Annotated in this window: 26 protein-coding genes; 8 read left to right on the top strand and 18 right to left on the bottom strand. The window is 44.1% G+C overall.

Annotated features, from left to right (window positions below; genetic code table 11):
- Window positions 1-2: 2 nt before the first annotated feature.
- The 6 genes from rlmH to leuS are packed head-to-tail and all read right to left on the bottom strand — an operon-like array spanning window position 3 to window position 5,604.
- Window positions 3-473 carry a 23S rRNA (pseudouridine(1915)-N(3))-methyltransferase RlmH gene (gene rlmH, locus JJQ94_RS19245; RefSeq protein WP_010372039.1) on the bottom strand — a complete coding sequence of 157 codons (471 nt, stop codon included), beginning with the start codon at window positions 471-473 and terminating at the stop codon, window positions 3-5.
- A 1-nt stretch (window position 474) separates the two neighbouring features.
- Window positions 475-792, bottom strand: a complete 318-nt coding sequence (gene rsfS, locus JJQ94_RS19240; RefSeq protein ID WP_010372036.1) for a ribosome silencing factor — start codon at window positions 790-792, stop codon at window positions 475-477.
- Between the two features lie 52 nt (window positions 793-844).
- Window positions 845-1,480, bottom strand: a complete 636-nt coding sequence (gene nadD, locus JJQ94_RS19235; protein ID WP_099030169.1) for a nicotinate-nucleotide adenylyltransferase — start codon at window positions 1,478-1,480, stop codon at window positions 845-847.
- A complete protein-coding gene (gene holA, locus JJQ94_RS19230) occupies window positions 1,477-2,520 on the bottom strand; it encodes a DNA polymerase III subunit delta (protein WP_099030170.1) in 1,044 nt (347 codons plus the stop codon). Before holA ends, nadD begins: the two co-directional genes overlap by 4 nt.
- Window positions 2,520-3,032, bottom strand: a complete 513-nt coding sequence (locus JJQ94_RS19225; protein ID WP_010606155.1) for an LPS-assembly lipoprotein LptE — start codon at window positions 3,030-3,032, stop codon at window positions 2,520-2,522. The genes holA and JJQ94_RS19225 overlap by 1 nt, the downstream gene beginning before the upstream one ends.
- Complete coding sequence (gene leuS / locus JJQ94_RS19220; RefSeq protein WP_099030171.1) at window positions 3,016-5,604, bottom strand: leucine--tRNA ligase; 2,589 nt, start codon at window positions 5,602-5,604, stop codon at window positions 3,016-3,018. The genes JJQ94_RS19225 and leuS overlap by 17 nt, the downstream gene beginning before the upstream one ends.
- A 281-nt stretch (window positions 5,605-5,885) precedes the next feature.
- Here leuS and JJQ94_RS19215 point away from each other — a divergent pair, with 281 nt between their 5' ends.
- The 5 genes from JJQ94_RS19215 to JJQ94_RS19195 all read left to right on the top strand — a co-directional run bounded on the left by JJQ94_RS19215 (window position 5,886) and on the right by JJQ94_RS19195 (window position 12,796).
- Window positions 5,886-6,929 (top strand): PepSY-associated TM helix domain-containing protein, encoded by a 1,044-nt coding sequence (locus JJQ94_RS19215; protein ID WP_236596635.1) that lies wholly within the window; start codon window positions 5,886-5,888, stop codon window positions 6,927-6,929.
- A gap of 180 nt (window positions 6,930-7,109) precedes the next feature.
- Window positions 7,110-9,245, top strand: a complete 2,136-nt coding sequence (locus JJQ94_RS19210) for a TonB-dependent receptor (protein ID WP_099030173.1) — start codon at window positions 7,110-7,112, stop codon at window positions 9,243-9,245.
- Between the two features lie 125 nt (window positions 9,246-9,370).
- Window positions 9,371-9,829, top strand: coding sequence for a zinc ribbon-containing protein (locus JJQ94_RS19205; RefSeq protein ID WP_099030174.1), 459 nt, complete (start codon window positions 9,371-9,373; stop codon window positions 9,827-9,829).
- 71 nt (window positions 9,830-9,900) lie between these two features.
- Window positions 9,901-12,330, top strand: a complete 2,430-nt coding sequence (locus JJQ94_RS19200; protein WP_099030175.1) for a Lon protease family protein — start codon at window positions 9,901-9,903, stop codon at window positions 12,328-12,330.
- A complete protein-coding gene (locus tag JJQ94_RS19195) occupies window positions 12,317-12,796 on the top strand; it encodes an FKBP-type peptidyl-prolyl cis-trans isomerase (protein WP_099030176.1) in 480 nt (159 codons plus the stop codon). The genes JJQ94_RS19200 and JJQ94_RS19195 overlap by 14 nt, the downstream gene beginning before the upstream one ends.
- A 115-nt stretch (window positions 12,797-12,911) precedes the next feature.
- On the opposite strand, the gene JJQ94_RS19190 is transcribed toward JJQ94_RS19195, so the two are convergent.
- The 9 genes from JJQ94_RS19190 to JJQ94_RS19150 form a co-directional block, all read right to left on the bottom strand.
- The gene (locus JJQ94_RS19190; RefSeq protein WP_099030177.1) at window positions 12,912-13,142 is read right to left on the bottom strand and encodes a hypothetical protein; all 231 of its coding nucleotides are present in this window, start codon (window positions 13,140-13,142) and stop codon (window positions 12,912-12,914) included.
- A 68-nt stretch (window positions 13,143-13,210) separates the two neighbouring features.
- Complete coding sequence (locus JJQ94_RS19185) at window positions 13,211-13,480, bottom strand: hypothetical protein (protein ID WP_223193687.1); 270 nt, start codon at window positions 13,478-13,480, stop codon at window positions 13,211-13,213.
- Window positions 13,481-13,533: 53 nt separating this feature from the next.
- Window positions 13,534-14,172: a DUF4178 domain-containing protein gene (locus JJQ94_RS19180; protein ID WP_010606163.1), complete on the bottom strand. Its 639-nt coding sequence runs from the start codon at window positions 14,170-14,172 to the stop codon at window positions 13,534-13,536.
- A gap of 65 nt (window positions 14,173-14,237) precedes the next feature.
- Window positions 14,238-14,927: a PspA/IM30 family protein gene (locus tag JJQ94_RS19175; protein WP_010371996.1), complete on the bottom strand. Its 690-nt coding sequence runs from the start codon at window positions 14,925-14,927 to the stop codon at window positions 14,238-14,240.
- Between the two features lie 15 nt (window positions 14,928-14,942).
- Entirely contained in the window at window positions 14,943-15,356 is a 414-nt protein-coding gene (locus JJQ94_RS19170) for a DUF2170 family protein (protein WP_010371994.1), read from the bottom strand.
- Window positions 15,357-15,436: 80 nt separating this feature from the next.
- On the bottom strand, window positions 15,437-17,089 hold the full coding sequence (locus tag JJQ94_RS19165; RefSeq protein ID WP_236596634.1) for a polyamine aminopropyltransferase: 1,653 nt from the start codon (window positions 17,087-17,089) through the stop codon (window positions 15,437-15,439).
- Between the two features lie 87 nt (window positions 17,090-17,176).
- Window positions 17,177-18,076: a DUF350 domain-containing protein gene (locus tag JJQ94_RS19160; RefSeq protein ID WP_010371990.1), complete on the bottom strand. Its 900-nt coding sequence runs from the start codon at window positions 18,074-18,076 to the stop codon at window positions 17,177-17,179.
- 23 nt (window positions 18,077-18,099) lie between these two features.
- Complete coding sequence (locus tag JJQ94_RS19155; protein ID WP_099030179.1) at window positions 18,100-19,038, bottom strand: hypothetical protein; 939 nt, start codon at window positions 19,036-19,038, stop codon at window positions 18,100-18,102.
- A gap of 289 nt (window positions 19,039-19,327) precedes the next feature.
- Window positions 19,328-20,110 carry a sporulation protein gene (locus JJQ94_RS19150; RefSeq protein ID WP_099030180.1) on the bottom strand — a complete coding sequence of 261 codons (783 nt, stop codon included), beginning with the start codon at window positions 20,108-20,110 and terminating at the stop codon, window positions 19,328-19,330.
- Between the two features lie 287 nt (window positions 20,111-20,397).
- On the opposite strand from JJQ94_RS19150, the gene JJQ94_RS19145 reads away from it, so the two are divergent.
- Together JJQ94_RS19145 and yegD are read left to right on the top strand one after the other, a co-directional pair.
- Window positions 20,398-21,339, top strand: coding sequence for a sensor domain-containing diguanylate cyclase (locus tag JJQ94_RS19145; protein ID WP_236596522.1), 942 nt, complete (start codon window positions 20,398-20,400; stop codon window positions 21,337-21,339).
- A gap of 68 nt (window positions 21,340-21,407) precedes the next feature.
- Window positions 21,408-22,766, top strand: coding sequence for a molecular chaperone (gene yegD, locus JJQ94_RS19140; RefSeq protein ID WP_099030182.1), 1,359 nt, complete (start codon window positions 21,408-21,410; stop codon window positions 22,764-22,766).
- Window positions 22,767-22,810: 44 nt separating this feature from the next.
- Here yegD and JJQ94_RS19135 read toward each other — a convergent pair whose 3' ends face one another.
- Genes JJQ94_RS19135 through JJQ94_RS19125 form a run of 3 tightly spaced genes read right to left on the bottom strand, consistent with a single transcriptional unit; the run spans window position 22,811 to window position 24,635 of the window.
- A complete protein-coding gene (locus JJQ94_RS19135; RefSeq protein ID WP_099030183.1) occupies window positions 22,811-23,269 on the bottom strand; it encodes a methylglyoxal synthase in 459 nt (152 codons plus the stop codon).
- 41 nt (window positions 23,270-23,310) lie between these two features.
- On the bottom strand, window positions 23,311-23,946 hold the full coding sequence (locus JJQ94_RS19130; protein ID WP_099030184.1) for a LysE family translocator: 636 nt from the start codon (window positions 23,944-23,946) through the stop codon (window positions 23,311-23,313).
- Between the two features lie 5 nt (window positions 23,947-23,951).
- The gene (locus tag JJQ94_RS19125) at window positions 23,952-24,635 is read right to left on the bottom strand and encodes an XRE family transcriptional regulator (RefSeq protein WP_010371973.1); all 684 of its coding nucleotides are present in this window, start codon (window positions 24,633-24,635) and stop codon (window positions 23,952-23,954) included.
- Between the two features lie 227 nt (window positions 24,636-24,862).
- Between JJQ94_RS19125 and JJQ94_RS19120 the strand changes: the two genes are divergently transcribed.
- Window positions 24,863-25,117, top strand: coding sequence for a helix-turn-helix domain-containing protein (locus tag JJQ94_RS19120; RefSeq protein ID WP_010371972.1), 255 nt, complete (start codon window positions 24,863-24,865; stop codon window positions 25,115-25,117).
- Window positions 25,118-25,124 lie beyond the last annotated feature (7 nt).

Here is a 25,124-nt window from a genome sequence, read left to right as displayed (position 1 = left end):
TATTATTCTCTGTGGTAAGGATGATTGTTATTTAAACTCCAGCCGCGATACAAGCTCTCGGCAACCACTATACGCACCAAAGGGTGGGGTAGGGTTAAGTTTGATAATGACCATTTTTGTTCAGCCGCAGCAATACATTCTGGTGCAAGCCCTTCAGGGCCGCCAATCAGTAAGCTAACATCGCGACCGTCCAACTGCCACTTTTCCATATTGCTCGCAAGTTGGTGTGTATCCCATGGCTTACCGGTCACTTCTAAGGTTACGATCCGATTGCCTTTTGGGATAGCGGCTAAGGTTTTTTCACCTTCTTGTTGCAAAATGCGTTTGATATCTGCGTTTTTCCCCCGTTTGCCAGCGCTAATTTCAATTAACTCCAGTGGCATATCTTTGGGAAAGCGTCTTTGATATTCGGTGAAGCCAGTTTCAACCCACTTCGGCATTTTGGTACCTACTGCAATGAGTTGGATCTTCACATTAGCCCCACAGCTTTTCTAGATCATAAAAATCACGGGTTTGGTCTTGCATTACGTGTACAACAACGTCACCCAAATCAACCAATACCCACTCACCAACGTCTTGACCTTCTTGGCCAATAGGTGTTTCTCCAGCATGGCGTGCTTCTTTTGCGACATGATCGGCAATCGATTGTACATGGCGTTTTGAGGTGCCTGTACAGATCACTAAATAATCGGTGATTGAAGAAGTTTCGCGAACGTCGAGCTTAACAATATCACGCGCTTTCATATCATCTACTTTGTCTAGCGCGAAATCTAATAACTGTTGTGAATCCAAGTTTTTGTCTCTGTATTTCAAATAATCGGCGATTTTAACATGCTTTGTGGGGTTAATCAGCATACAAGCCATGGCTATTTATATAATCTATGACAGAAGCGGGCAGCCAATGTTCCAAATATTCTTTATCTTGTTGCGCAATTGCAGCCCTTATTGTACTCGATGCAATGTCTTTTTGCTCACCGTGAAGGAAATAGCAATGTCCAGCGTTGGTGGTTTGGAGCTTATTTGAGTTATCTGTGCGTGCTTTGGCTAAATAAGCCGAGACTTTAGCATCTGGTGAGCAATGTTCGTTCGGGCGTTGATACACCACTAGATGACACAGCTCTGTGATTTCTTGCCATTGATACCAAGTGTGCAGACTATTAAACGAGTCCATACCCATTAAAAATAAAATCGGCTGGTCCTGATATTCGTTACGCAGTTCTTGCAGTGTTAGCAGGCTGTAAGAGGGTCCTTGTCGGTCAAGCTCACGTCTATCAATAACCAGTTTTTGTTGCCCTGATAGCAAATTTGCAAGCATCGCTAGGCGATGCTCGTCACTGATGCTGGGCTTTTGTTTATGAACCGGTATGGCACAAGGTAAAAATTTTAACTCAGCCAGACTTAGCTCGTCGACGCAGCGCATCGCCATATTTAAATGGCCTAAATGCGGAGGATCAAAAGTACCACCAAACAAAGCAATCATACATGCTCACTCTGGCTAATTGGTAACGGCATTGCGATGGGTGTGGCAAAGGCCAGAGCAATGTGTGCGAGAGCTTGATATGGCGCAGTGAGCCTTGCTTCTTTATATGCGGTATCGAAGTCTGCCATCATACAGAGCAACTGTTTCATCTGCTCTAACGTTAATCTGTCTAACGCTTGCTGCGTGATGGTTTGCTGATTTTTCCAGACATTATGCTTTTTATAGGCATCCGCAAGCGTAGTGCCGGTTTGCCACAAGGTTTTAACACCCAGCAGGGTGCGTGCTTGGTTTTGCAAGGTCCAGAGAATACTCGCGGGCTCTACATTATCGTTGGCGAGCTTGTTCAATACTTTGATAATTTGTTTAGGGTTACCACTTAACAATCCGGTATTTAAATCAAAGATATCGAACTTAGATTGATTTAATAAGCCGCTCAGCAATTGCTGTTCATCAACCGGGTTTTTACCAAATAGTAAGGAGAGCTTTTCGAGCTCCTGATGCGTTGCAAGCAAGTTGCCTTCTGTGGCGACGAGCAGGGCGCGTTTGCCTTGAGGTGACACAGATAGCTTCAGCCGCTTACATTCATCATCAAACCAGCGTTCAAGATGACGGCCCGTTAACGCATAGCAAGGGACAAATAGGCCTTTAGGCTCTAATGTTTTGAACCAAGCGGTTCGTTGAATGTCTTGACCCGCACCCAGCCCTTTAAAAATAACAACGACATCTGGATTGACTTGTTCGGCCAAAGACTTTAAAACCGCGACACCTTGTGTAGGGACTTTTTGTTCATTAAAGTCGAACTCGATGAGCGTACGTGCACTGAACAAAGACATACTATTGTACTGCGCACTGAGCTCTTGCCAGTCAAATCCCGGAAGTAGAGCAAATTTAATGACTTCGTCAAAGCCTTGCTGCTTAGCTGCGGTTCGTATCGCAAGTACACATTCGCCTTGCTGAAAGGGTTCTTCACCAAAGACCAGATAAAAAGGGGCAAGCCCTTTACTTAGGTAATTGGAGAGTTGATTGGCATAACAACGCATTACAGCTGCGACAACTCACGAATAATACGTTGGCTTGCAAGACGGCGCATCTCAGTTAGGATCAGCTCGAGCTCTTTTGCTTTTGCTAGCGCATTGTCTGGGTCGTCCTGATAGTTGCGATACAGCTCGAACATTTGTTTAACGGGTTCTTGGCCCGGACGACTCAAACGGTACGACACGCGATACGCCAGTTCATACTGAGCAACCTGACCATTTTTGAACAAACTGAGTGTTTGACGTTCAAGTGAGTCATTGTACAAGTACAACTCAGCAGCTTGTTTGGTATTTTTTGGTGTAAGGGATACCTGTGCACGCTGAAGATCTGACTGTAATTGTTCAAACAAGGCTGAGCGCTTGTCGTCACCGCTTAAGGTGATTTCTTTTAGATCGTCAGGAAGGTAAGAGGCCTGCTTGAGATGAAAACCGCAGCTCGCCACGAAGAAGCAAGCTAGCAAAACTGCTAGCTTGCTGGTGTGCCAAAATAGGCTACGCATCTTAGTTTGCAACCACATTAAGTAGTTTACCAGGAACATAGATCACCTTACGGATGGTCTTGCCGTCAGTAAACTTAGTGACGTTTTCTTCGCTAAATGCAATCGCTTCAACTTGTTCTTGCGTTGCATCTGCCGCCACGGTGATTTTAGAGCGCAGTTTACCGTTGACTTGTACAACGATAAGCTTTTCATCTTCAACTAGCGCGCTTTGGTCGACAACAGGCCACGCTGCATCCAAGATATCGCCAGCCTTGCCAAGCTCAGTCCATAGTTCGTGACACATGTGCGGTGTGATAGGCGCAAGCATGATCACCATGGCTTCTAGAGCTTCGTTTGCTAGTGCAATGTCTTGCTCATCGCTAAGTGGCGCTTTGATAAGCTTGTTTGAAAGCTCCATCACCGCCGCAATTGCCGTGTTGAACGTTTGGCGACGTTCGATATCGTCTGTCACTTTTGCAATGGCTTTGTGGATATCACGGCGAAGCGTTTTTTGCGCTGCATTTAGTTTGCTTAAATCAAGCTCGGCAGTACCAGCTTGCTTTACGTCAACCGCGTATTTCCAAATACGACGAAGGAAACGGTGCGCACCTTCAACGCCTGAGTCAGACCATTCCAGCGTTTGCTCTGGTGGAGCCGTAAACATCATGAATAAGCGAACTGTGTCAGCGCCGTATTGCTTGATAACTGTTTGCGGGTCAATACCATTGTTCTTCGACTTAGACATTTTGCTCATGCCTGCAGAGAATACCGGCTCGCCGTCTTCTTTATGCCACGCTTTAGTGATGCGGCCTTTGTCGTCAGTCTCAGTTAATACGTCAGTTGGTGCGATCCAAATATCGCCGCCTTTCTCGTCTTTGCGGTAGTAAGTATCCGCAAGTACCATGCCTTGGCAAAGTAAGCGCTCAAATGGCTCATCAGAGTTCACTAAACCGAAATCACGTAGCAACTTGTGGAAGAAGCGCGAGTACAACAAGTGCAAGATAGCATGCTCAATACCACCAATATATTGGTTTACTGGTAGCCAGTAGTTTGCAGCACCTGGCTCAAGCATGCCTTCATCGTAACGTGGGCTACAGTAACGCGCATAGTACCAAGATGATTCCATAAAGGTGTCGAATGTATCGGTTTCGTGGAATACCGCTTCACCATTTATTGTTGCTTTTGCCCATTCTGGATCTGCTTTAATCGGTGAAGTTACTCCATTCATGACTACGTCTTCAGGTAGACGAACAGGAAGCATGTCTTCAGGTGCAGCAAGCTCAGAACCATCTTCTTTATTTAACATTGGGATTGGCGAACCCCAGTAACGCTGGCGGCTCACACCCCAATCGCGAAGACGGAAGTTTACTTTACGTTTACCCACGCCAAGAGATTCTAGTTTAGTCGCGATGGCGTTAAATGCGCCTTCAAAGTCAAGGCCATCGAACTCACCAGAGTTGATGAGTGTACCTTTTTCGGTAAATGCCGCTTCAGCCAGATTGGCTTCTACTTCTGCGCCGGCTAGAGGCTGAATAACTTGTTTGATCTCAAGACCATAAGCGGTTGCAAACTCATAGTCACGTTGGTCGTGACCAGGTACTGCCATCACTGCACCTGAGCCGTAATCCATCAATACAAAGTTAGCTACCCAAATTGGCACTTGTTGCCCTGTGATTGGGTGGATAGCCGTAAAGCCAGTTGCGATGCCTTTTTTCTCCATTGTTGCCATATCCGCTTCGGCAACTTTGGTGTTCTTGCACTCTTCAACAAAACGAGAGATCGCATCGCTGTTTTTTGCCGCTTCTTGAGCGATTGGGTGACCTGCCGCAACTGCTACATAAGTCACACCCATAAAGGTATCAGGGCGGGTGGTGTATACGGTGAAGCTTTCGTCGTTGTCGGCACGTTTAAAGTCGATTTCAACGCCTTCTGAGCGACCAATCCAGTTACGTTGCATGGTTTTAACTTGCTCAGGCCAGTGGTCAAGCTTGTCTAAGTCATCCAGTAACTCTTGTGCATAATCGGTGATCTTAATGAACCATTGTGGAATTTCTTTTTGCTCGACAATGGCACCAGAGCGCCAACCACGGCCGTCAATTACCTGTTCATTTGCCAGTACCGTTTGGTCAACTGGATCCCAGTTTACCGTTGACATCTTTTTGTATACTAAGCCTTTTTCGTAAAGCTTAGTGAAGAACCACTGTTCCCACTTATAATATTCTGGGTGACAAGTTGCGATTTCACGATCCCAGTCGTAACCAAAACCAAGCAACTTGAGCTGGTTGCGCATGTAGTCGATATTCTCGTAGGTCCATTTAGCCGGTGCGGTATTATTTTTAATTGCCGCGTTTTCAGCTGGAAGACCAAACGCATCCCAACCCATGGGTTGCATAACGTTTTTGCCTTGTAGGCGTTGGAAACGAGAAACCACATCACCAATGGTGTAGTTACGTACGTGACCCATGTGGAGGCGACCACTTGGATATGGGAACATTGAGAGACAGTAGTACTTCTCTTTACTTTCGTCTTCGACAACTTTGAAGGTATTGTTTTCTTCCCAGTACGACTGTACTTTGGCTTCGATATCTTGCGGGTTATATTGCTCTTGCATCTAGGTTTCCAAACATCTGGCAAAATTAATAGAAAATTGCTCGATAGCATACCCGAAATTGGCCTGCAATCACAGCACCTAAAGTGGAATTATTTTAGTCGATTGCTGCGGACTAAAGGTCGTGTCGAAGTGGAGATAAATTACGCGAAGACAAGCTGCGGTATAAGGGTAAATTTTGTGCTGTTGCAAGTAAGAGTTATTATCACTTACTATTGCTAAATATCGAAAGAAGTTTGAGAATTCCCTTGATAAAATTGTGGTTACGCCGTACTCACCTAGTAATGGCGCTAGTGTCTGGTGCATTTATTATTTGCTTAAGCTTAACTGGGGCGCTGCTTATTTATGCCAAAGACATTCAATATCTTACTCAGCCTCAGTTGTGGCGAGTTGAGCCGCAGTCTGAGCCTCTTGGGGTAGAGCAAATAGTCACCTCAGTTGAATCTACAACCGCTGAAAAAGTTTCACTGTTTATGCCTGAGCAGCAACCGGATTTGGCATGGCAACTGAAGTTGTCTAGCGGTGATTATGTTAGCGTTAATCCCTACAGTGGCAAGATCCTTCATCGCTACGAGTATTACTCTACGCTATACGGCTTTACGATGGCGCTACACCGTTGGTTGTTGTTTGAAGATGCTGACAACAAAAAGCCGCTTAGAAATTGGGTATCTATTTGTGCACTTGTACTCATTATTGAGTTAGTGTTGGGCTTTTATCTTTGGGTAAAGCCTAAAAATCGCTTGAAACGGCTAGTGATAAAACCAAAAGCTAAGCTAAGGATCCTGCTTTATCAGTTACACACCGTATTGGGTGTATATTTGCTTTTACCTATACTGCTCATTGCCTTCAGTGGTATAGCGTTTAACTGGCAGCCGCAAACTAAGGCTGTGGTTGAGTGGTTGAGCTTTGGAGAGGTCGAAGCAAGGCCAAAACCGCCCACTATTGCGGTTAATTTTCACGGCTTACCCTATGATTTAAATAGCGCTACAAAGCGCGCGAAATCTACCTTCCCAGACAGTCAGCTGTTCCGTATTTATATGCCTGACAAAGCGTCGGACAGCGTCGCTTATAGAGTTCAAAACCCAGGCGAAAGTCACGCCTATAGCTGGGTTTGGGTAAATCCCTATAACAGTGAGGTGGTGGCGCAATATGATGCATCAAAAGCGGGAGTCGCTACGCAAGTCTGGAACTTTAAGTACAAGTTTCATATTGGTGATTTTGCCGGTCCCATCTTGCAATTTGTCTGGTTAATGCTTGCCTTAGCTCCGACCTTGTTCACGGTATCCGGCCTGTATTTTTGGTTACAACGTCATCGTAGGAAGAGGTAATTAACTTCACTCTAAGTTGCTGTTATGTAGATATAATTGCAAAAAATGGTGCAGAGTAGAATGATTTTTTAGTAAAAGGTAATGCAAACTATTCACATTTGCCTTGTTTTTACTGAGGTTTGGCAATATTATATTGCCGCTTTTTACATCATTATTATTCTAAATCCAGCAAGGATAACCATGTTAAAAACTACTCTCAGTATGGTAGCGTTGGCTGTTAGCGCAGCAGCCATTGCAGACGATACCAATGTTAAAGATCTTCAAGCTGCAGATATGGAGCATATCGTGGTCTCGGGCAGTCGTGTTTTTGAAAGCATTGATGAAGTGCCCGCCTCTATTACGATTATTAATCAAAAACAAATCGAAGAGCATTTAAAAGTAAATCCAGAACTACAAAGTTTGTTATCTCAAATCGTTCCTGGTCTTGCTCCGGATACGGGTAGTTCAAGTAATACAGGGCAATCATTGCGTGGACGTGCGCCACTGGTGATGATTGATGGAGTACCTCAGTCTACACCACTGCGAAATGGTTCTTTGGGTGTAAAAACACTCGATCCAAGTGCCATCGCGCGTATAGAAGTGATCAAAGGAGCAACCTCAATTTATGGTAATGGTGCTTCAGGCGGGATCATTAACTACATCACCAAGCAGGCCAAAAGCGATGGCAAACCAGAAGGTGAAATTAGCCTATCTAGCCGTTTTAGCGCAGTAAAGCTTGCAGAGAGTGCGGGTGCTCGAATTGCGGGCGCGATTAATGGCCGTGTTGACCAGTTTAGTTATTTAGTCACGGCAAGCTATGAAGAAAACGGTGTTCAGCGTGATGCTGAAGGCGACATTCTAGGTTTACAGTATGGTCTGTCGGATACCGTGACAGAAAACTACTTTACTAAGCTTGGCTATGACTTTGATGAAGACAAGCAACTGCAATTTAGCTACAACTTCTACAGTTCACAACAAAAAACGGACCTAGGTGATGTGTTTGGCAACATCAATTTAGGTGAAAAATCTTACGCTATTCACGTGCCACCAGCTCAGCAAAAACAAGGTAAGCCACAAGGGCCAGAAGGTAATGAAAACATTACGTTGAAATACACCGATATAGAAGTTTTTGCTAATACACAAATGACGCTAGATGCGTATATGCAAGACATTGAGAACGTGTTCTTCTTCTCTCCAAGCTTAGCAAACCCTGATGAAGGGTACAGTGGCGGTCAATCTATCATCCGCTCAGAAAAAAAGGGCGCGCGTGCGACATTTAATACCTTGGTTGATTTTGACAATGTCCAAGCTACCTTCATTTATGGTATTGATGCGTTGAACGATGTGACCTCACAGCCACTTGTCGATGGTCGTATTTGGGTACCAGAAATGGACATGGAAAGCATCGCAGGTTACCTACAGACCAAGTGGATTGTTGCGGATGACCTAGTGTTAAAAGCGGGAGTGAGACAAGAAAGTATTGATCTTGCAGTAGCAGATTACCAAACACTAAAACTTTGCCGTTCAGCGGATCAGTGCTCTGTGCCACTCAACGTGAAAGGTGACACCATTGACTATGACGCCACGACTTACAATGTGGGTATTAAATATAACGCGAATGAAAAGTTCAGCCCATTCGCCAGTTATTCGCAGGGGTCTGATATCTCCGATATTGGCCGTCTGCTGCGCAGTGCAACGGTAGAAGACATTGGTCAAATTCAAACAGAAGCATCGATTGTTGATAACTACGAAATCGGTTTTAACTCTCAATTTGAGACGTTACGATTTGAATTTGCGGCATATAGAAGTACATCTGAGTTTGGCACAACGAATAAATTCAATGAAGTAACCGGAGTTTATGAGCCTGTTCGAGCACCACAAAAAATATGGGGTTATGAGGCACTTGTCGATTATAAGATCAACGACACGCTAAAGCTCATTGCGACGTATAGCTATGTAGAGGGTAAAGATACCAAAGCGGATACTTATCTTGGCTCTAGGCAAATTAGCCCACCAAAGCTTACGGCAAACCTAAACTGGCAGCCAGTTGATGCGCTATCGATGACGTTAAGCTGGTTACATGTCGGCGACCGTAAACGCTTTGAGCGGAACGATAAAGGCAACTATGTTGGAGATCAAGGTCCAATTGACAGCTATAACGTGGTTAACTTTAGTGGTCAATATCAATTCGGCCAAAGCTGGCAAGCTTTTGTTGGTATTGAAAACTTATTTAACTCAGACTACTACCCCGCTCGCGCACAAGCCTATACGTACGGTGGCTATAACATTAAAGGCCTTGGCACGACGGCAACCGTTGGTGTGAAGTATCGTTTCTAAGCTAACTTTTGGCTTCATAACCTGAAGCCAAATGGGGTTGCTGAGTACCAAGTTCAGCAAACCCTAATACAATGAATGGTATATCTGGTCTACACTTAATCTATTGGCGAAACAGGAGTGTAGCAATGGCAGATTATCAAAAATGGCTGGATCAATTTTCCGATTGGCTCAAAGACGTCAAAGAACATGAAATTGACGATTTATCTAAGCGATTCTGGGAAGTGCAGAGTGCACTGAAAGACTACACCAAACAAACCTATGATGATTATAGTTACTATCTAAAACGTGACTTGGAGCATCTTCTCGAAAACAAATCCTTCTATGATGAAGCGGCTTGGAGCGAGCTCAAAGCTAACATCTTATTTGAAATATCCCAATTAGAAGATAGAACTCAACTTGAGTGGTCCGCACTTTTAAAAGATTTTGAACACCAAGGCATTTATAAAGAAGGTGAATGGATAGCTTTGGGACAATTAGTGTGTAAGAATTGTGGCTATAAATTAGATGTTTATTATGCCATCAAGATCCCAGCTTGCAGCGAGTGCGGGCATGGGGAATATACTAGAAAAGCATTAGCGCCCTAAAGTGTGGGCGCTCAGCTTGGAAGCACCAAGCTGAGTAGGCTAACGTATGCGAATAATACAAAGAAGTTAGAATGACCAAATCTAAATTGTCGTCTGAAAAAGCACTGCCTGCGAGCCAGCTCGCGCCATCAGTTTCGTTGACTCACATAGAAAATTGTATCCAAAACCCTTACCCAGAAGCGCTACCGTTTATTGGCCAGCAGCGCGCTCAAACCGCGCTAGACTTTGCCTTGGGAATGGAGCTACCCGGTTATAATGTGTATGTCATGGGAGAAGCGGCGCTAGGTCGTTTTACCATGGTAAAAGACAAGCTTGAGGCACACAGTAAAACTAAGCCAACGCCTAAAGAATGGTTGTACGTCAACAACTACGACGATCACCGAGAGCCCATCGCGCTATTTATGCAGGCGGGTGAAAGTAAGCAGCTTGAGGCTGATATTGACGCCTTTATCGATGAGATCTTAGATACTTTTCCTGCAGCTTTTGACAATCCGGGTTATCAACGCAAGAAAAAGTCGCTAGATAAAGAATTTGAACAAAAATACGATGCTGCGATCACCGCTGTTGAGCAGCAAGCTATGAATATGAGCGTTGCACTGATAGAAGATACGGGGACTGTTGGCTTTGCTCCTGTGGTCGATGGTAAGCAGCTCAGTGATACGGAGTTTTCGGCACTGGATGAGCATGTTCAGGCACACTTTTTAACGGCAATTGAAACATTAGAAGATGCCCTAATTGAGTCGCTTATTGAGCTGCCAAGGTGGAAGCGTGAATCTTCTGAGCGCTTGCGTAATCTTAAAAAAACCACCATCGAAGTGGCGACCAAACCGCTATTAAAAGCACTTGAGCATAAGTATGCCGCACACATTGGCGTGCTGCGTTATCTTAAAGATCTTAAGGTTGAAATTGTCGATGCGGTATTAGATTGGCTAGACGACGATAGTAGCAACAGCGACGAAAACAAAGATGATTTTGACTCTAAAGGAATGCTCACGGACTTTTTTGCGCCCAATATTCTGGTTGAGTTTAAAGAAGACGACCCTGCGCCTGTGGTGTACGAGCCAAACCCGACCTTTGGTAATATTTTTGGTAAGGTGGAATATGCAACCTCTCAAGGTAATTTGATCACCAGCTATCGCTCTATTCAAGCAGGTGCATTGCACCGCGCCAATGGCGGTTATCTGATCATGGATGCTGAGAAGGTCATGGCTAACGCGCAAGTGTGGGATGGCCTTAAACTGTCGCTAAAAACCCACCAAATTAAAAATGACCTACCGTATCAAGACAATTCGGTGGGTAGCAGTTTTACCTTAAAGCCGCAGTTAATTCCGTTGGATGTCAAAATTATTCTTTTGGGGTCGCGAGACCTGTATTACACCATTGGTGAATACGATGAAGAGTTTGCAGAGCTATTTAGAGTGCTGGCTGATTTTGATTACTATTTACCAAGCTCGGACAAAATGCAGTATCAATTTATCACTAAGGTGATGGAATACTGTAATAATACCTTGAAGATTGAGCTTAGCTCAGCGGCGCTGGCGCGTATGCTTAAATTTAGCTATCGCCAAGCGGAGCACCACAGTAAGCTTTCGGCGCGCTTTGCTGATGTTTTGGAGCTGGTGGCAGAAGCCAGTTTTTATGCCAAGCAAGATGGCGTAAACCAAATTGCCGCTAATCACATCGATGAGGCGATAGCTGGGAAAGAATATCGGACAGGACAATTAAGCGAAAACATGCTCAGCGATATTCAAGAAGGGCATACCTTGATTGCAACTGAAGGCACCGCAATTGGTAAGGTAAACGGCCTGACCGTACTGCATATTGGTGACACCGCTTTTGGTACGCCTGCGCGTATTACCTCTACGGTATACGCGGGGGCAGACGGGGTGATTGACGTTGAACGTGAGGTAGACTTAGGTAAGTCAATTCACTCAAAAGGCGTGATGCTGCTTACGGGTTACCTAGGTAATAAGTATGCGCAAGACTTTAGCCTGACACTCAGCGCAAATATCGCCATTGAACAAAATTATGGTTTTATTGACGGTGATAGCGCATCACTTGCAGAGCTTTGTGCACTGCTATCGGCGGTGACGCAACTCCCCGTGGATCAATCATTAGCGCTCACTGGCTCAATTAACCAACACGGTGAAGTACAAGCCATAGGTGGTGTAAACGAAAAAATCGAAGGCTTCTTTAAACTCTGTAAAATGCGAGGCCTCACAGGTAAGCAAGGGGTGATCGTCCCTGAATCTAACAAGGTCAACTTAGTGTTAGATGATGAAGTGATTGCAGCTGTTGAAAAAGGCTTATTCCATGTCTATGCCGTTGCCACGGTGGATGAAGCGCTTAGCTTGTTAATGGATAGACCAGCAGGAGAGCTGAGTGAAGAGGGCTATCCTGAAAACAGTATCAATGCAGTTGCAATGGCGAAACTTGAGCGTATTGCAAAAGTAGTAAACGGCGATGACGACAAAGGAGAAGAAAGCCATGACGACAACTAATATTATCCTCGTTATTGTTGCATTGGTGATTGCGGTGGTGTTTTTTCGAGGCGGTCAGAAACAAAAGCAGCTTGCGCAGTTTAATCGAATTCAAGCGGCTGACTTTTTGCAAGAAAACGAAAAGCGCACAGAGGTACATAAAACTGACTCAGGTCTTCAGTACGAAATAATCACTCAAACTGACGGTGGCAAACAGCCAAATGCAACGAGCAAAGTCAAAGTACATTATCATGGCACTTTACTTGATGGCTCCGTATTCGACAGCTCGGTACTGCGTGACCAACCCATCAGCTTTGGACTTAATCAAGTGATCCCGGGTTGGACAGAAGGTGTGCAGTTGATGAGCGAAGGGGATAAATACCGCTTCTGGATTGGTCCGGACTTAGGCTATGGTGACCGCGCAGCAGGTAAAATCGAACCGGGTTCGTTATTAGTGTTTGAAGTTGAGCTGCTCGCGGTAGAGTGATGATCTCAAAGCGATGAGACTCTAGCAGCTATCTTTATTTGCCCTAGCGTGATTAACCGTCGCTACAATTGTTAAAGTGGGCTGCTAGAGAGAAATGATGTTATTTAAGCTCAGGTTATTTAGAGCCATTCTGTGCTGATTTTGTGACAAGGACGTCACAGAGAACATTTTTTAAGATGTGTATGCCAGCAGCTAATGCTCCGAAAATGAGTAGGTTTGGAGATAGTGGGTCATCTTCCAATAAGTAGTTATTCAATAATGCTATTAGTAACATCATAATGACTACGAAAATAAGTGGTTTCACACTATGTTTATCAATACTTTTCTTAATCTCTGCTTCTGTCATCGTTCCCTCTTAGGTTGTAGCTTTAACTATTTAAAATAGTTGGAGAATTAATGGATTGGTATTACTGCTTACTTGTTTCTTTTATCTGAGTAGCGACTGAGTAGCATATTGGCGACCTGTTGCTTTACGGCCCGTTTGTCGTTGGGGTCAACGCCAAAACGTTCCGCCAGTAGTGCGATTTCTTCATCGGTTAGATTGAAGGATAAGCGTTGCCGAGTTTTCTTCGATTTAACTTCTAAATCAAGGATCTTTCTGATCATATCGGATGGCGTTAGCTCTTCGTCTATCGCCTGTTTTTTAATGCTTTTTTGTACTTCAGTGGTTAAATCGAAGGCCATTTGTGTGGCCCTCAATGCCACTTCTTGACGTTTCCACTTATCTTCTCTTGTGGTCACGAGTTCGCTCCAGGAAATAGGTCGACAATATCGCTCAGTGGGCGGCACATGGTTAGTGACACGTCAGTTTCTCCCCCATCCCAGATCTCGATATTGATAGCGAACTTTTCGTCAGGACTAAGTAACTCGATAACTTCACATACTTCGCCACTTTCATCTTGATAGCGTGGCAAGGCGCGACCGCGATAATCGCTATCGTAAAAATAGCAAACGTAGGGCGCTTCACTTTGTTGATAGCTTTTACCTAAAAATCGCTCGAAAATCTCTGGAGTAGCGTGGGTGTCGATGTGGGTCAGTGCTTCTTCATCGAAAATACGCGCAAATTCATCAAGCGTAAAAATAGCATCGACGTCTTCTCTTTGGATTTTGATAGAGAAATTCGCGTATTCCTCACCGTCACTTTGTTCAATTTGCAAAAAAGTAATGTTACCTGAATCACTTTCGAGAACAAATTCATATGCAGCGCTGCGCTCAAACTGGTAAGTTTGTACGCCAACAACTTTTAGGGTTTGTCCCTTGAGCCAGCTAGGGTAAGCGAACGAATCGATGATGGTGAGCATATCCCCAACTTGCAGATCTTTTGCATGAGTAAGTTGTCGCTCAGGAGTTTTTTTTGATTTAAAAAAGCCAAACATAATGCACCTACATAATCAAAAAGGGTAAAAAGGAGGCGAGGCCTCCTTTTTCTAATCAGCAAATATTAGTTGCTTTGTTTAGCTCTAATACGTTCAAGAATATCATTACTCTTTTGCGTAGAGCCAATTCCCGCTTCTGCCATTTTAGCTTTTAGATCTGCACCCGTTGCAGCGGCTTCAAGTTCTTTTGCCGCGGCCAGTTGATCTTGCCTATCTTGCTGGCGTTGCTTGATACGCTCAAGCGACTGACGTGCATTTACCATAGATGACGCATTGGTATTTAGCGTGCTGTTTACTGCCATAGTTGCTTTTTGAACGCTATCTGTGGTTTTTACCATTGTCAGCTGGCGTTGGTTTTCTTTAATCGTTTTTTCAGCTTCTTTGATCTGCTGTTTTAACAGGATCACATGTTTACTAAAACCGTCTAGCACTTGCTGATGCTCTGCGCGCTCAACTTCAAATTCACCGATTTTCTCTGCGATTTCTACCGCTAACGCTTCGTTACCTTTTTCGAGCGCTTGTCCAGCATAGTTTTCATGTTCGATAATGCTTTCGTCAAGTGCAGCTAATTTGCGTTTTGTCTGCATCTCTTTCGCCATTACTTCTGTTAAGCTCTTTTTGGCTTTAGCTAATGCGTTTTGTGCGTCAGCAATTTCTTGCTCAAAAATACGAATGCCATTTGCGTCAACAATTGACTCACCAACTTCTCTAGCGCCACCACGAACAGCAGTAAATAATTTCTTTAAAATACTCATTTCACAACTCCAATATTACTCATTCAAATACACAGTCACTGCATCTAATGCTTCGATTGCATTGTCCGCAAGGGTGACCAGTTCGTGCGTGATCTCATCAATTGAGGAGGAAACGGCTAGAGCACCAAATATCGCATACTGCTCATCAATTTTAGCAAACGCACTCAGCGGGATCGGCACATTCAGTTTTAATAGTGCTTCATTTAACTCGTTTAGCAACTCAGGCTTTACCTCATTCTCTTTAAATAGGTAACTAATGCATACAAGTTGTTCTTCAGTCTGAGTCACAAAAATTGGTAATTCGTCATTTCCGTCAACAATCACTTGCAATACATCTTGCTCGCCTTCATTGGCGATTAAGAAAGATTCGAAGTTAGCACCTTCCGTTTCAAATGATGCTAATTTGATTGATAGTTCATTTAATTCCATCTTCATTTACCTTTTTGTTTTGACATATTATGTCTGAGTTAAGAGTTGCACGTAAGACATAATATGTCAATGGCCGTGCGCTAATTTTTATACAACTCATCTTCTGTTTGCCATGCTTGGCGATAATAATCGTATAGTCTCCCTGTTCCTAACTGGTTGACTTCAATATCTTTTGCTCCATCAAAAAAGCGATTTGGGAAGGCGAAAGTCGCGAGTAAATACTCTTTATTTATCCAGTTACTTGGGACAGGTAAAGACTCGACCGACCTGATCCTAGCACTTGCCGGTTGTCCTACTCTCGTTGCGATTGTCCATCCCCACTGGCCAAATGAGGGAATATTCTGTTGGTACTGCTCAACATGCTTAAACCCGGCATGTTTTACCGTTTTAGCTATGCTAATAAACGCTTTTTTGGCGTGATAGGGAGACGTTGACTGAATAGCGAGTGCGCCATCGGGTGCCAGTAATTGACGCACATGATTATAAAAGTAGTCGCTATATAGCTTATTCAAATCAGGGTGATTAGGGTCGGGTAAGTCGATAATGATAGTGTCAAATTGTCTACCTTGGTCGAGCATTTTTTCTACTTCTAAAAATGCATCTGCAACGATGACGGTTGCTCTTGGATCGTTTAAGGCGTTGCCATTCAAGCGGGTTAATTGACTAGTGATATGTGGTCTAGCAGGGTAGGGCTGCCCTTGTAGTCCAAATAATGAAAGTAGTTGTCCATCCAAATCGATCAAGGTTGCATTTTCAACAGGCCATTCCAGTACATCTCGAAGTGCCAGACCATCTCCTCCGCCAATGATTAATACCTTTTCGCGACGGTTGGATGCCAACATTGCAGGATAGACGAGCATAGTGTGATAGATCTGTTCATCTACAGATGAAAACTGTAATCGACCATTTAAGAATAAATCGTTAATTGGCATCGGTTGTGCGCGGCTCAATCGCTCAGTGATGACAATATGTTGATACTTCGTTGACTCTGAATAGATCACCTTGTCTTTGTAAAGCACGTTGCTGAGGTCTTTCATCCAAAGAGAGCCATGACTCAGGATGACAAAAAAGATACCAAGTAGAACAAAGTGGCAAGCAAACAGCAGTTTAGCGAAACGGACATGAGCATGGTAACGCCATAGGAAGATAAGTCCTGCAATGATATTAAATAGCGCAGTCCACGCGGCTGCTTGCATTATTGGTAGCGCAAGCATAATCGTGACCCAAATAGCAGCACCAACACCTGCACCGATATAATCTGCACCGTAAATGGTACCCGCGTTATTTTCAAGGAAGCGGCCATACACTTGTTGACGGATCCTAGCAATCAGCGGAATTTCCATGCCAATTAAAATGCCTAGGATGAGGCCGAAAACATAAGGTAAAAATCGGGCAAATGCTTGTAATTGCGCAAATGGCATGCCATCTAAGACACTATCTGGAGGCAGGCTGTAAAGGCTAGAAAGCGTGTGGGGCAGGGTATAGGTAAGTGCAATAACACTGGCGATCACCAAAATACTGCTCATGCCGAGTAGCGCGATTAGGCTTTCAAGCCATGCAAAAGCGGTAAAAGGATCTTTGAACCAGCGTGCTAAAAATGCGCCAATGCCCATGGCCACGATCATAGTGCCTATCATGGCATAAATCGCGCTTTCTACAGAGCCTAAAACGCGGCCAGCATAATGGGAGAGTAAATATTCGTAGATTAGGCCGCAACCGGCCAAAATGGCCATGACGCCAATAAGTAGAGTGTCGTGACCGAACAACGACCAGTTGCCGGTCACTCTTGCTGAAGTTTGTGGTGCAGATGCGCTCAAGGGTTATGCACCTAACAAACTTGCCATAGTCGTACCAATGGCAAAAGAAAGCGCGGCTGAGATTGCAGCAACACCAACATTCTTTTGTCTGTTCACTTCATCGGAAATATCTTTACCCGCCAGAATAATTTTTATCATGATGAGGTGTAAGACAATGAAAAGCACAATGCTACCCAGTGCAGCAATACTCCAGTACAGTAGACTTGAGTTAATGTTGTCCGCTACATACGGCGCTAAACCAGACGCCGCAGTCAGCGCCAGTGCTGAGCCGATTAAAAAGCCCGCGTAGCGGATCCCGACCGCGATATTGTTGTCTTTGATTGCTTGCTGTAAACAGTCGCCACTTTTGTTGGTGCGCTTAAATAGTTGTACTCGGTATTGGCTCACAAGCAGCATACAAATATTACCGATAATGAAGGCCGCAACCACAATCGGTAAACCATACCAGCCCTCTGTGAGTACCCAAAGCAAAGCTGAGCGGATCACAATGGCAACGCTCACCACATGGCCAAAATCAATCAGTGCTGAGGTGACATTACCTTTAACGATTTCGTCATGAAGATTCACCTTGCGTAGCGCGACTTTGTCTTGGAAAAAGTGGCCGAGCTTGATAAGGATGATACCAACGATACCATAGCCCGCCATTTGTAGCGCTTCTTGAGCCAAAGAACTGGCAAAAGCACCACTTGAAATGCCCGAAATCACAATGGCCAAACCTGCTAAACCACCAGCAAAACTGAGGCCAAATGCAAAGTTGTCTTTTTCTGTGATTTCATCGTTTGCATGAAGGTTGGATACCCAACCTTTGATGTATTTTAAGCTAACAAACAACGCGACGATCACCGCCATATCTATTAGCAATGCTTGAAAAGTCCAAGCTGTTAATCCGTTAAATTGGTACATGTGTTAACTCCGCTATATATGCGCTATTTGCCCCGGCTTACGCCACGGGAGGTTCTACTTGAGCTATTGCGAACTGAGCCGTAGCTTGAGGTTCGAGAGTAGCTGCTTCGAGTTACTGCTGATGGGGTATTACTACTTCGGCTTAACCCTGACGCGCCAGACTTTTTCTTGGCATAGGGACTGGTAAACTGTTTGCCTTGGCGTTGATACGATTGTTGAGTACGTTTGGCCAGTTCAGTTTGGCGTTTGTAGCTTTTATAACTGGTGTATCTATGACGACCATAGTCACTGTAGTAACTGTATTTGCGGTGTTTACTCCAGCGACCATATTCAACATCACCAACAATATCGCCAAGCATGCGATACATGCCGTACCACATCCAAAAGCTAGTGCCGTTAGAGTTAGTCTGCCATTCGCCATAGTTGGCATTACCAACAAGCTGGTTACCGACACCGGTCTGACCATTTGCGGTTTGTTCCGCTTGCTGACTGATTGCGCCGACTCGCGCTAGCTTCCCATCCGACATATCGGCTAAAACATTGATTGGATCTGTCAGCGCATCATTGAACAAACTGATGGAAGCTGCTTCTTTTAACAACACTGCTTGGTTGATAATGTCGTCGCTGTTCATACTTGGAGCGGGGGACTTGAGGGACTGATAACGAGTCAATAGACTCTGATATAAGGTTCCACTGCTTGTTGCGTCTTGGGAAATAATTTTCGCAATTTCGCTGAGCTGAGGTTTTTGCTGACTAAGTACTTTGCCATACTCAGTCAAAAGGTTGGCATTTCTCACCTGCTTTTTATCAAGGGCGGTTCCCAGCGTATTTATCGCTGTTGAAGCTTCTTGAAGTGTATGTGTAATGGTTTGCTGGATACGTTCTTCTTTCGATTCGCAGCCCAGCATTAGGCTCAAAACACACAGTAGGCTAACCAGTTTCCAAATTCTAAAGTTGGACATTCATTGTCACCTAATCTACCTTGACCATTCGTTTTAATGTGCTGTTTTATTGAGTTTAAGTCAACTCAAACGTGCCGTGCTCGGCATGTTAAAGAGGCTTAAATTGTAACAATAAATCAGTCTAGAAAGTTATTACCTATACACCTTAACATTTGTATTAACATAAACCATAGCGTTAGGTGGACTGGGATAATAATAGAGTTTGTTCATATAGAAGTTGCATTCGTATGAATGCAACGATCACCAAAGCATCAATATAAATCTATCAATACTATAAGGTTAATATACCTTAGCAATTCGCCTCTAGAATGTCATAGATAGCATCTTCTAGGTCTTCTAAATCTGCTTCATCTATCAACAATCTGGCTTTTGACTCATCAAGGTCTAGCGCCTTCGCAAAGAAGCCTTTAAAGCCTCGCGCTTTGCGATCAATCTCAAAGATGATTTCGAGTTGCTCACCACGATTAAAGAAAACCACTTCTACCTCATCAAAGCGACCATGGAAGTCACCTGTGACCGTTTTAAACTCTAGTTCTTGTACGAATGGGAGGCGTGAGAATGATACTTCATCAATACCTTCACAGTCTGATTCATAAAGTTTAAAGCCAAGCGCTTCCATCGCATCGATAGCCGCCTGTTGTAGCTCGGTAGGTACGATATGTAAATAGTCCCTATCTGACTTGTCAAGCGCCATATCAATATCAAGGTTGGTAGCGATCCAAGTTTTGGATTGTCCAACAGTAAGCGGGGTTTCTTCAGCGAGGTCAAGCGCGAATGGAATGTGCTTTTCATCACCGGGTTCGATAGTAAATCGTTCGTTGATTTGAAATTTAGCAAGGGTGTGGTTTTTAGTGATGGTCGTTGTTTCACCTTCACTGTCTTCTTTTTCAATCGTGTAGTTGCACATTACGTTAAGATCTATTTTGTTGATCTCTTGAGCAACTTTGCCACCGATGATTTTAACCGTTCCAGAAATTTCTTCGCCAGGGGAGGCGTGATGGGTCTCAAAGATGGTATCTACTTTTGCTGCACCGATACCGACTGCGCCAAGGGCTTTTTTGAAAAAAGACATAGTCATCCTTATATATCTTGTGACCTTCCATCATGGAAAGCGCTGCCGTGTCGATTATAGGAATTATTATCCATTCGTCAATTGCTTTTCTCCTTCGAAGCCAATGACTTGAAAATATTTTTTATGATGCAGTCGGTAATTAGCTATTATTCATAAAATTGGTATATTATTTTTATAACGATAGCCGTAGATGAGCTGTGTTCATTGGCATGTTTCAAATTGCAAAGTTCAAGTTTATAGAATTATGGAACAGGATGTTGCAACGCCTCATGGTTAAGGAGCGTCGTATGGCCCGCACTCAAGCTTTGGCGCAACCGAGCTATGAGGAATTGGCGTCGACATTAAGTGCGATGCCGGACTTGATGTTTGAACTGGACGAAGAGGGACGGCACTGGGATGCCAGAATACTCCGCCCTGAGTTGTTAGTCGCGCCTGCAGAACAATTGATTGGCCATACGGTGACGGAAGTGATGCCAGAGCAAGCCGCTAAAATAGTGATGCAGGCATTACAGGAAGCAAAAGTTAACGGCTATTCACATGGTAGCCATATTCACTTGTCTACACCTGTTGGTGAGCGTTGGTTTGAGGTCTCTATCGCTCGTAAGGTTATGACTGCAAGCGATAATCATGCAGAAACACGTTTTATCGTGTTATCTCGGGATATCAATGACCGTAAGTTGGAGTATCTTGAAGCCGAGAAGCTGGCGTATCATGACCAATTAACCGAATTACCGAATCGTCATGTTCTCCAGCATGGGTTGACGGAGCAACTTCGTGTAGGTCAACAGTTTGGTAGTTACAGCGCAATCTTGTTTTTGGACCTTGACGATTTTAAAAAAGTAAATGACTTGCATGGCCACCATGTGGGGGATCAGCTACTCAAGGCGGTTGCCCAGCGTTTGTGTGCAAGTGTACGCCAGGATGATGTGGTGATCCGTTGGGGAGGTGATGAGTTTGTGATTTTAATCACTCACTTATCTCCACAACAGCCTCAAGCTGAATCTCATGTGGTTGGGATCTGCCAGCAAATAATCAACAAGGTAGATAAACCATATCTCTTTGAAGGCAATAAGCTAAGTTGTCGGATTAGTATCGGTGTCAGTCTATTTAATAACCTCGACGTCGAGACTGGGATCCAACAGGCAGATTCCGCTATGTATCAAGCCAAGCAATCTGACAGTGTGCGCTATGCTTTCCACGACAAGTCAATTAAGGATGTAGGAACCTAGATAAATTCATCTGACAATAACGACAACCATGATACACTTCGCGACTTTTCAGCAGTTTGAGGTAGAGAATGAAAGTCGGGTTTGATTACGGAAGTTCTAATTGTGCGATAGGCGTTGTGCAAAATGGTGAAGTGGACTTACTGCGTCTCGAGCAAGATAAATATTACCTGCCTTCGACTATGTATGCGATGCACAATGCGTTAATTCCTGCATTTGTTAAACGTCATCTGAGTGAACCAGACCCAGTCTATACGCAGTCTCGCCAAGGGCTGCTAACGGTAGCGCAGCAAGCTAAGCGCGATCTCGATTTAGAAGCACATGAAGCGGGCGTTTTTTTTGGTCAAGCGGCAATTTCTGAGTATATCGAATTTCCAGAAGAAGGTTTTTTTGTAAAATCACCCAAGTCCTTCTTTGGAGCGGTGGGGCTTAAACCTCAACAAATCGCCTTCTTTGAAGATATTGCAGCGGCGATGATGGTGGAGATTAAGCGCCGTGCTGAGTCGCAGCTGCAACAGTCCATTACCGACACAGTGATTGGTCGACCTGTTAATTTTCAATCCGTTGGTGGAGAAGAAAGTAATCAACAAGCGGTTAATATTCTGACCACCGCTGCAAAAAGAGCTGGGTTTAAGGAAGTGGATTTTCTCTTCGAACCACTCGCAGCGGGGATTGAGTACGAAAGCCGTCTTCAGCAAGATAAACTTGTGCTGGTAGTTGATATCGGCGGTGGTACTAGCGATTGTTCGTTTGTCCGAATGGGGCCAAGCTATCGCAATAACACAGAGCGCCAGCAAGACTTTTTAGCGCATACGGGTAAACGTATCGGCGGTAACGACTTAGATATTGCGCTTACTTATCACCAATTAATGCCGTTATGTGGTCTAGGCTCTAATATGAGTTCTGGTTTGCCGATGCCTAGTCAACTGTATTGGCAGGCATGTAAAATCAATGATATTCAGTCTCAACTAGACTTCTACAGCGATAAATTAGCGCGAGAATTGCAAAGCATGCTGCGAGATGTCGCCGAGCCGCAAAAGCTGGCGCGTTTACTTCATATTCAACAGAACAAACTTACCCATCAAGTGGTTCGTGAAGGTGAACTTGGTAAGATAGCACTCTCTGAGCAAGCAAAGTTTAATGCCGATCTTGGCTTTATTGAGCCACAGTTAACCTCTGAATTTACGCAGCAAGATTTTGCCGAGTCGGTCATGTCGAACTTAGAACAGATGGGCATGCTTGCGAAAGAAGCCATTCATCAAGCGGGATCAAAACCCGATGTAATTTATCTGACTGGCGGTAGCGCGCAATCACCGTTACTCAAGGCAACGCTTGCACAGCAAATTGGTGATATTGAAATGGTGAACGGGGATAACTTTGGTAGTGTTACTGCAGGCTTGACTAAGTGGGCGGATAAAATATTTAAGTAATCGAAGTCAAAATCAAAGAAGCGGTCACAAGCCGCTTCTATTTATCAATCTAAGCGACTAGCAAGGTACTGCTCATAATCAGGTAAATGTCTGGCGATTGGCTGACTCATTTTATCGCACGCCATCAGTAAATCTGCTGTCGCTTCATTACAGGCGACGGGAATATTCCAAACAGCAGCGAGTCTCAACAGTGCTTTTACATCCGGATCGTGAGGCTGTGACGCAAGCGGATCCCAAAAGAAAATCAAGACATGAACATCTTGCTCCGCGATTTTGGCACCAATTTGCTGGTCGCCACCCATTGGGCCACTAAACAGCTTAGTGACCTCTAAACCAGTATGCTTTTCTACTAGGTTACCCGTTGTGCCCGTGGCGTAAAGTTTGTGCTGTTTTAGGCTATCTAAATGAGTCTGACACCACTCAAGTAGGGCTGGTTTCATGCCATCGTGTGCAACCAAAGCAATATGCTTTTTAGCTGGCAGTGGCTGTGAACGTTTTTGCATGTGTACTGCTCCTATTTTGCGTGACTGTTTAGAGTAACCGTTTAGAGTAATAAATTGATTGCCAATGCGATAAAAATTAAGCCTGAAATACGATCAATCCACACCGGTGCTGCGGGATGCTGCCTAAAATAGCCTGCGATTTTATCACCACCGTAGATATACATGCAGTCGATGGGAAAAGCTAAAATAGGATAAAGTAAGCCAAACATGGCCAGTTGCATCGTTGTCGAGGTCGCCAAGCTACTATCGACAAACTGAGGAATAAAAGCAATAAAAAACAGGGCGACTTTGGGATTTAAGACTTCCGTCATCATTGCTTGGAACATCACGTTTTTAGGCTTTTTGGTGCTCACGTGTGGTTTTTCCTCGCAAGCTATTTGCCCCTTCCCAAGCGTCGCTTTGATAGTCATCACACCTAGGTATGCCAAGTAAGCCGCGCCAAGATATTGCACTGCGGTATAGGCGGTCTCTGAAGCTTTTAGGAGTGCCGATAAGCCAACAACGGCAAAGAGTGTGTGGATCACCCCTCCGAGCGCAAAGCCTAATGCGCTTTGCATGCCAGCTACGCGGCCATTAGTAAAGGTCTGCGCCATTAAAAACGCATTGGATGGACCCGGTGCCACAGCAATTACCGCGCTGGCGATTAAAAATGAGAATAAGTATTCAAGATTTAGCATCGTTATTAAATTAGATCTTTACCAATCCATACCACTTTACCGAGAATTTCCAGCTGCTCCAATTCATTCGGCATCACAACTTGTTCCCGGTATTCTTTATTATCGCTAATCAAGCGTACTGAGCCATCGAAGTTTTGTTGTAAGCGCTTGGCATAAAGCTCTTCACCAAGGCGGACAACATAGATCAGGCCTTCGCTTAACTTTTTATCCGATAAATCCACTAAAATTGTATTGTTATTGTGAATAGTGGGTTCCATAGAGTCGCCTTTGGCAAACACCACGACCAGCTGTGACTTATCTAGATTTTTAAATTCAATCCACTTTTTTCTAAATGCAAGGTAGCGTGCAACCTCGGCACTTTGGTTAAATGCACCATAACCCGTGCTGACAGACACATGGTAGCCAGGCACAACAACAAAGTCCTCATTGAAGTCTTCCAAGGTAATACTTTGCTGGATGATTGGTGATTCGGTTTTGCAATCAAGTGGGATCCCTGTAACGAGCCACATCAAATCTACGTTGGCCTGTTTGGCAATGCGTTCAATCACACTGAGTTTTGGGTCTTCCCCTTTTAATATTCTGCGCAGCGTCCCTTCAGATACATCAATTTTTAACGCAAAAGCTCTAATACTGTCTGGCTTGATCGCATATTCTACGCGCTCCGCTAGGCTCATGAGACTTTGTTCCATGCGTTGCCTCTTAAATAATGATACGTGTGCGTCATTATATGGGCTATTTTTTGCGAAGTAAAATCATTTTTGACGCAAAAAAGATCCATTTTTTCGTTGTGGTGCGTAAAAAATAGATCTATCATCTTAATTAAATTACGCAGTGAATGCATTTAGTCAGTGAGTGCGTAAATAAGTGATTTTTCTAAACGTCATATATTTGCGCAATTTTTTAAGGAATGAGTGTGATGTTAATGAGCCAACCTTTAATTTCTGAACGCGCGCCGCTTGGTGCGGCCATACTTAGATTTGCACGTAAAAGTCGTGGTTTTACTCAAGCTGAATCAGCCGCAAGCTATGGTATAGAGGAGCGAACATTAAGGCGCTGGGAGAATAACGAATACAACCCTAAATGGAATGATGTGATTGCTTTGGTTGAAGATGTTTATTTAATGGACATTGTTAATGTCATTGTGGGATTAAGGACATCAAGCGCTGCGTAAAAAATTA

The sequence above is a fragment of the Pseudoalteromonas sp. GCY genome, from assembly GCF_016695175.1.
In the GTDB taxonomy this organism is placed as follows: domain Bacteria; phylum Pseudomonadota; class Gammaproteobacteria; order Enterobacterales; family Alteromonadaceae; genus Pseudoalteromonas.
Note: the sequence above shows the minus strand (reverse complement) of the source record. Positions and strands in the feature narration are given on the sequence as shown.

Excerpts from the sequence above, each read along its gene's own strand:
- JJQ94_RS19135 (WP_099030183.1), bottom strand. The coding sequence starts at position 23,269 with ATGCAAAAACGTTCACAGCCACTGCCAGCTAAAAAGCATATTGCTTTG.
- JJQ94_RS19225 (WP_010606155.1), bottom strand. The coding sequence starts at position 3,032 with ATGTGGTTGCAAACTAAGATGCGTAGCCTATTTTGGCACACCAGCAAG.
- JJQ94_RS19160 (WP_010371990.1), bottom strand. The coding sequence starts at position 18,076 with ATGTACCAATTTAACGGATTAACAGCTTGGACTTTTCAAGCATTGCTA.
- JJQ94_RS19180 (WP_010606163.1), bottom strand. The coding sequence starts at position 14,172 with ATGTTTGGCTTTTTTAAATCAAAAAAAACTCCTGAGCGACAACTTACT.
- JJQ94_RS19130 (WP_099030184.1), bottom strand. The coding sequence starts at position 23,946 with ATGCTAAATCTTGAATACTTATTCTCATTTTTAATCGCCAGCGCGGTA.
- JJQ94_RS19195 (WP_099030176.1), top strand. The coding sequence starts at position 12,317 with ATGACGACAACTAATATTATCCTCGTTATTGTTGCATTGGTGATTGCG.
- nadD (WP_099030169.1), bottom strand. The coding sequence starts at position 1,480 with ATGATTGCTTTGTTTGGTGGTACTTTTGATCCTCCGCATTTAGGCCAT.
- JJQ94_RS19150 (WP_099030180.1), bottom strand. The coding sequence starts at position 20,110 with ATGTCTTTTTTCAAAAAAGCCCTTGGCGCAGTCGGTATCGGTGCAGCA.
- leuS (WP_099030171.1), bottom strand. The coding sequence starts at position 5,604 with ATGCAAGAGCAATATAACCCGCAAGATATCGAAGCCAAAGTACAGTCG.
- JJQ94_RS19175 (WP_010371996.1), bottom strand. The coding sequence starts at position 14,927 with ATGAGTATTTTAAAGAAATTATTTACTGCTGTTCGTGGTGGCGCTAGA.
- yegD (WP_099030182.1), top strand. The coding sequence starts at position 21,408 with ATGAAAGTCGGGTTTGATTACGGAAGTTCTAATTGTGCGATAGGCGTT.
- JJQ94_RS19120 (WP_010371972.1), top strand. The coding sequence starts at position 24,863 with ATGTTAATGAGCCAACCTTTAATTTCTGAACGCGCGCCGCTTGGTGCG.
- JJQ94_RS19125 (WP_010371973.1), bottom strand. The coding sequence starts at position 24,635 with ATGGAACAAAGTCTCATGAGCCTAGCGGAGCGCGTAGAATATGCGATC.
- holA (WP_099030170.1), bottom strand. The coding sequence starts at position 2,520 with ATGCGTTGTTATGCCAATCAACTCTCCAATTACCTAAGTAAAGGGCTT.
- JJQ94_RS19200 (WP_099030175.1), top strand. The coding sequence starts at position 9,901 with ATGACCAAATCTAAATTGTCGTCTGAAAAAGCACTGCCTGCGAGCCAG.
- JJQ94_RS19170 (WP_010371994.1), bottom strand. The coding sequence starts at position 15,356 with ATGGAATTAAATGAACTATCAATCAAATTAGCATCATTTGAAACGGAA.
- JJQ94_RS19215 (WP_236596635.1), top strand. The coding sequence starts at position 5,886 with ATGGCGCTAGTGTCTGGTGCATTTATTATTTGCTTAAGCTTAACTGGG.
- JJQ94_RS19210 (WP_099030173.1), top strand. The coding sequence starts at position 7,110 with ATGTTAAAAACTACTCTCAGTATGGTAGCGTTGGCTGTTAGCGCAGCA.
- JJQ94_RS19185 (WP_223193687.1), bottom strand. The coding sequence starts at position 13,480 with ATGGCCTTCGATTTAACCACTGAAGTACAAAAAAGCATTAAAAAACAG.
- JJQ94_RS19145 (WP_236596522.1), top strand. The coding sequence starts at position 20,398 with ATGGCCCGCACTCAAGCTTTGGCGCAACCGAGCTATGAGGAATTGGCG.
- JJQ94_RS19190 (WP_099030177.1), bottom strand. The coding sequence starts at position 13,142 with ATGACAGAAGCAGAGATTAAGAAAAGTATTGATAAACATAGTGTGAAA.
- JJQ94_RS19165 (WP_236596634.1), bottom strand. The coding sequence starts at position 17,089 with ATGGCCATTTTGGCCGGTTGCGGCCTAATCTACGAATATTTACTCTCC.
- JJQ94_RS19205 (WP_099030174.1), top strand. The coding sequence starts at position 9,371 with ATGGCAGATTATCAAAAATGGCTGGATCAATTTTCCGATTGGCTCAAA.
- JJQ94_RS19155 (WP_099030179.1), bottom strand. The coding sequence starts at position 19,038 with ATGTCCAACTTTAGAATTTGGAAACTGGTTAGCCTACTGTGTGTTTTG.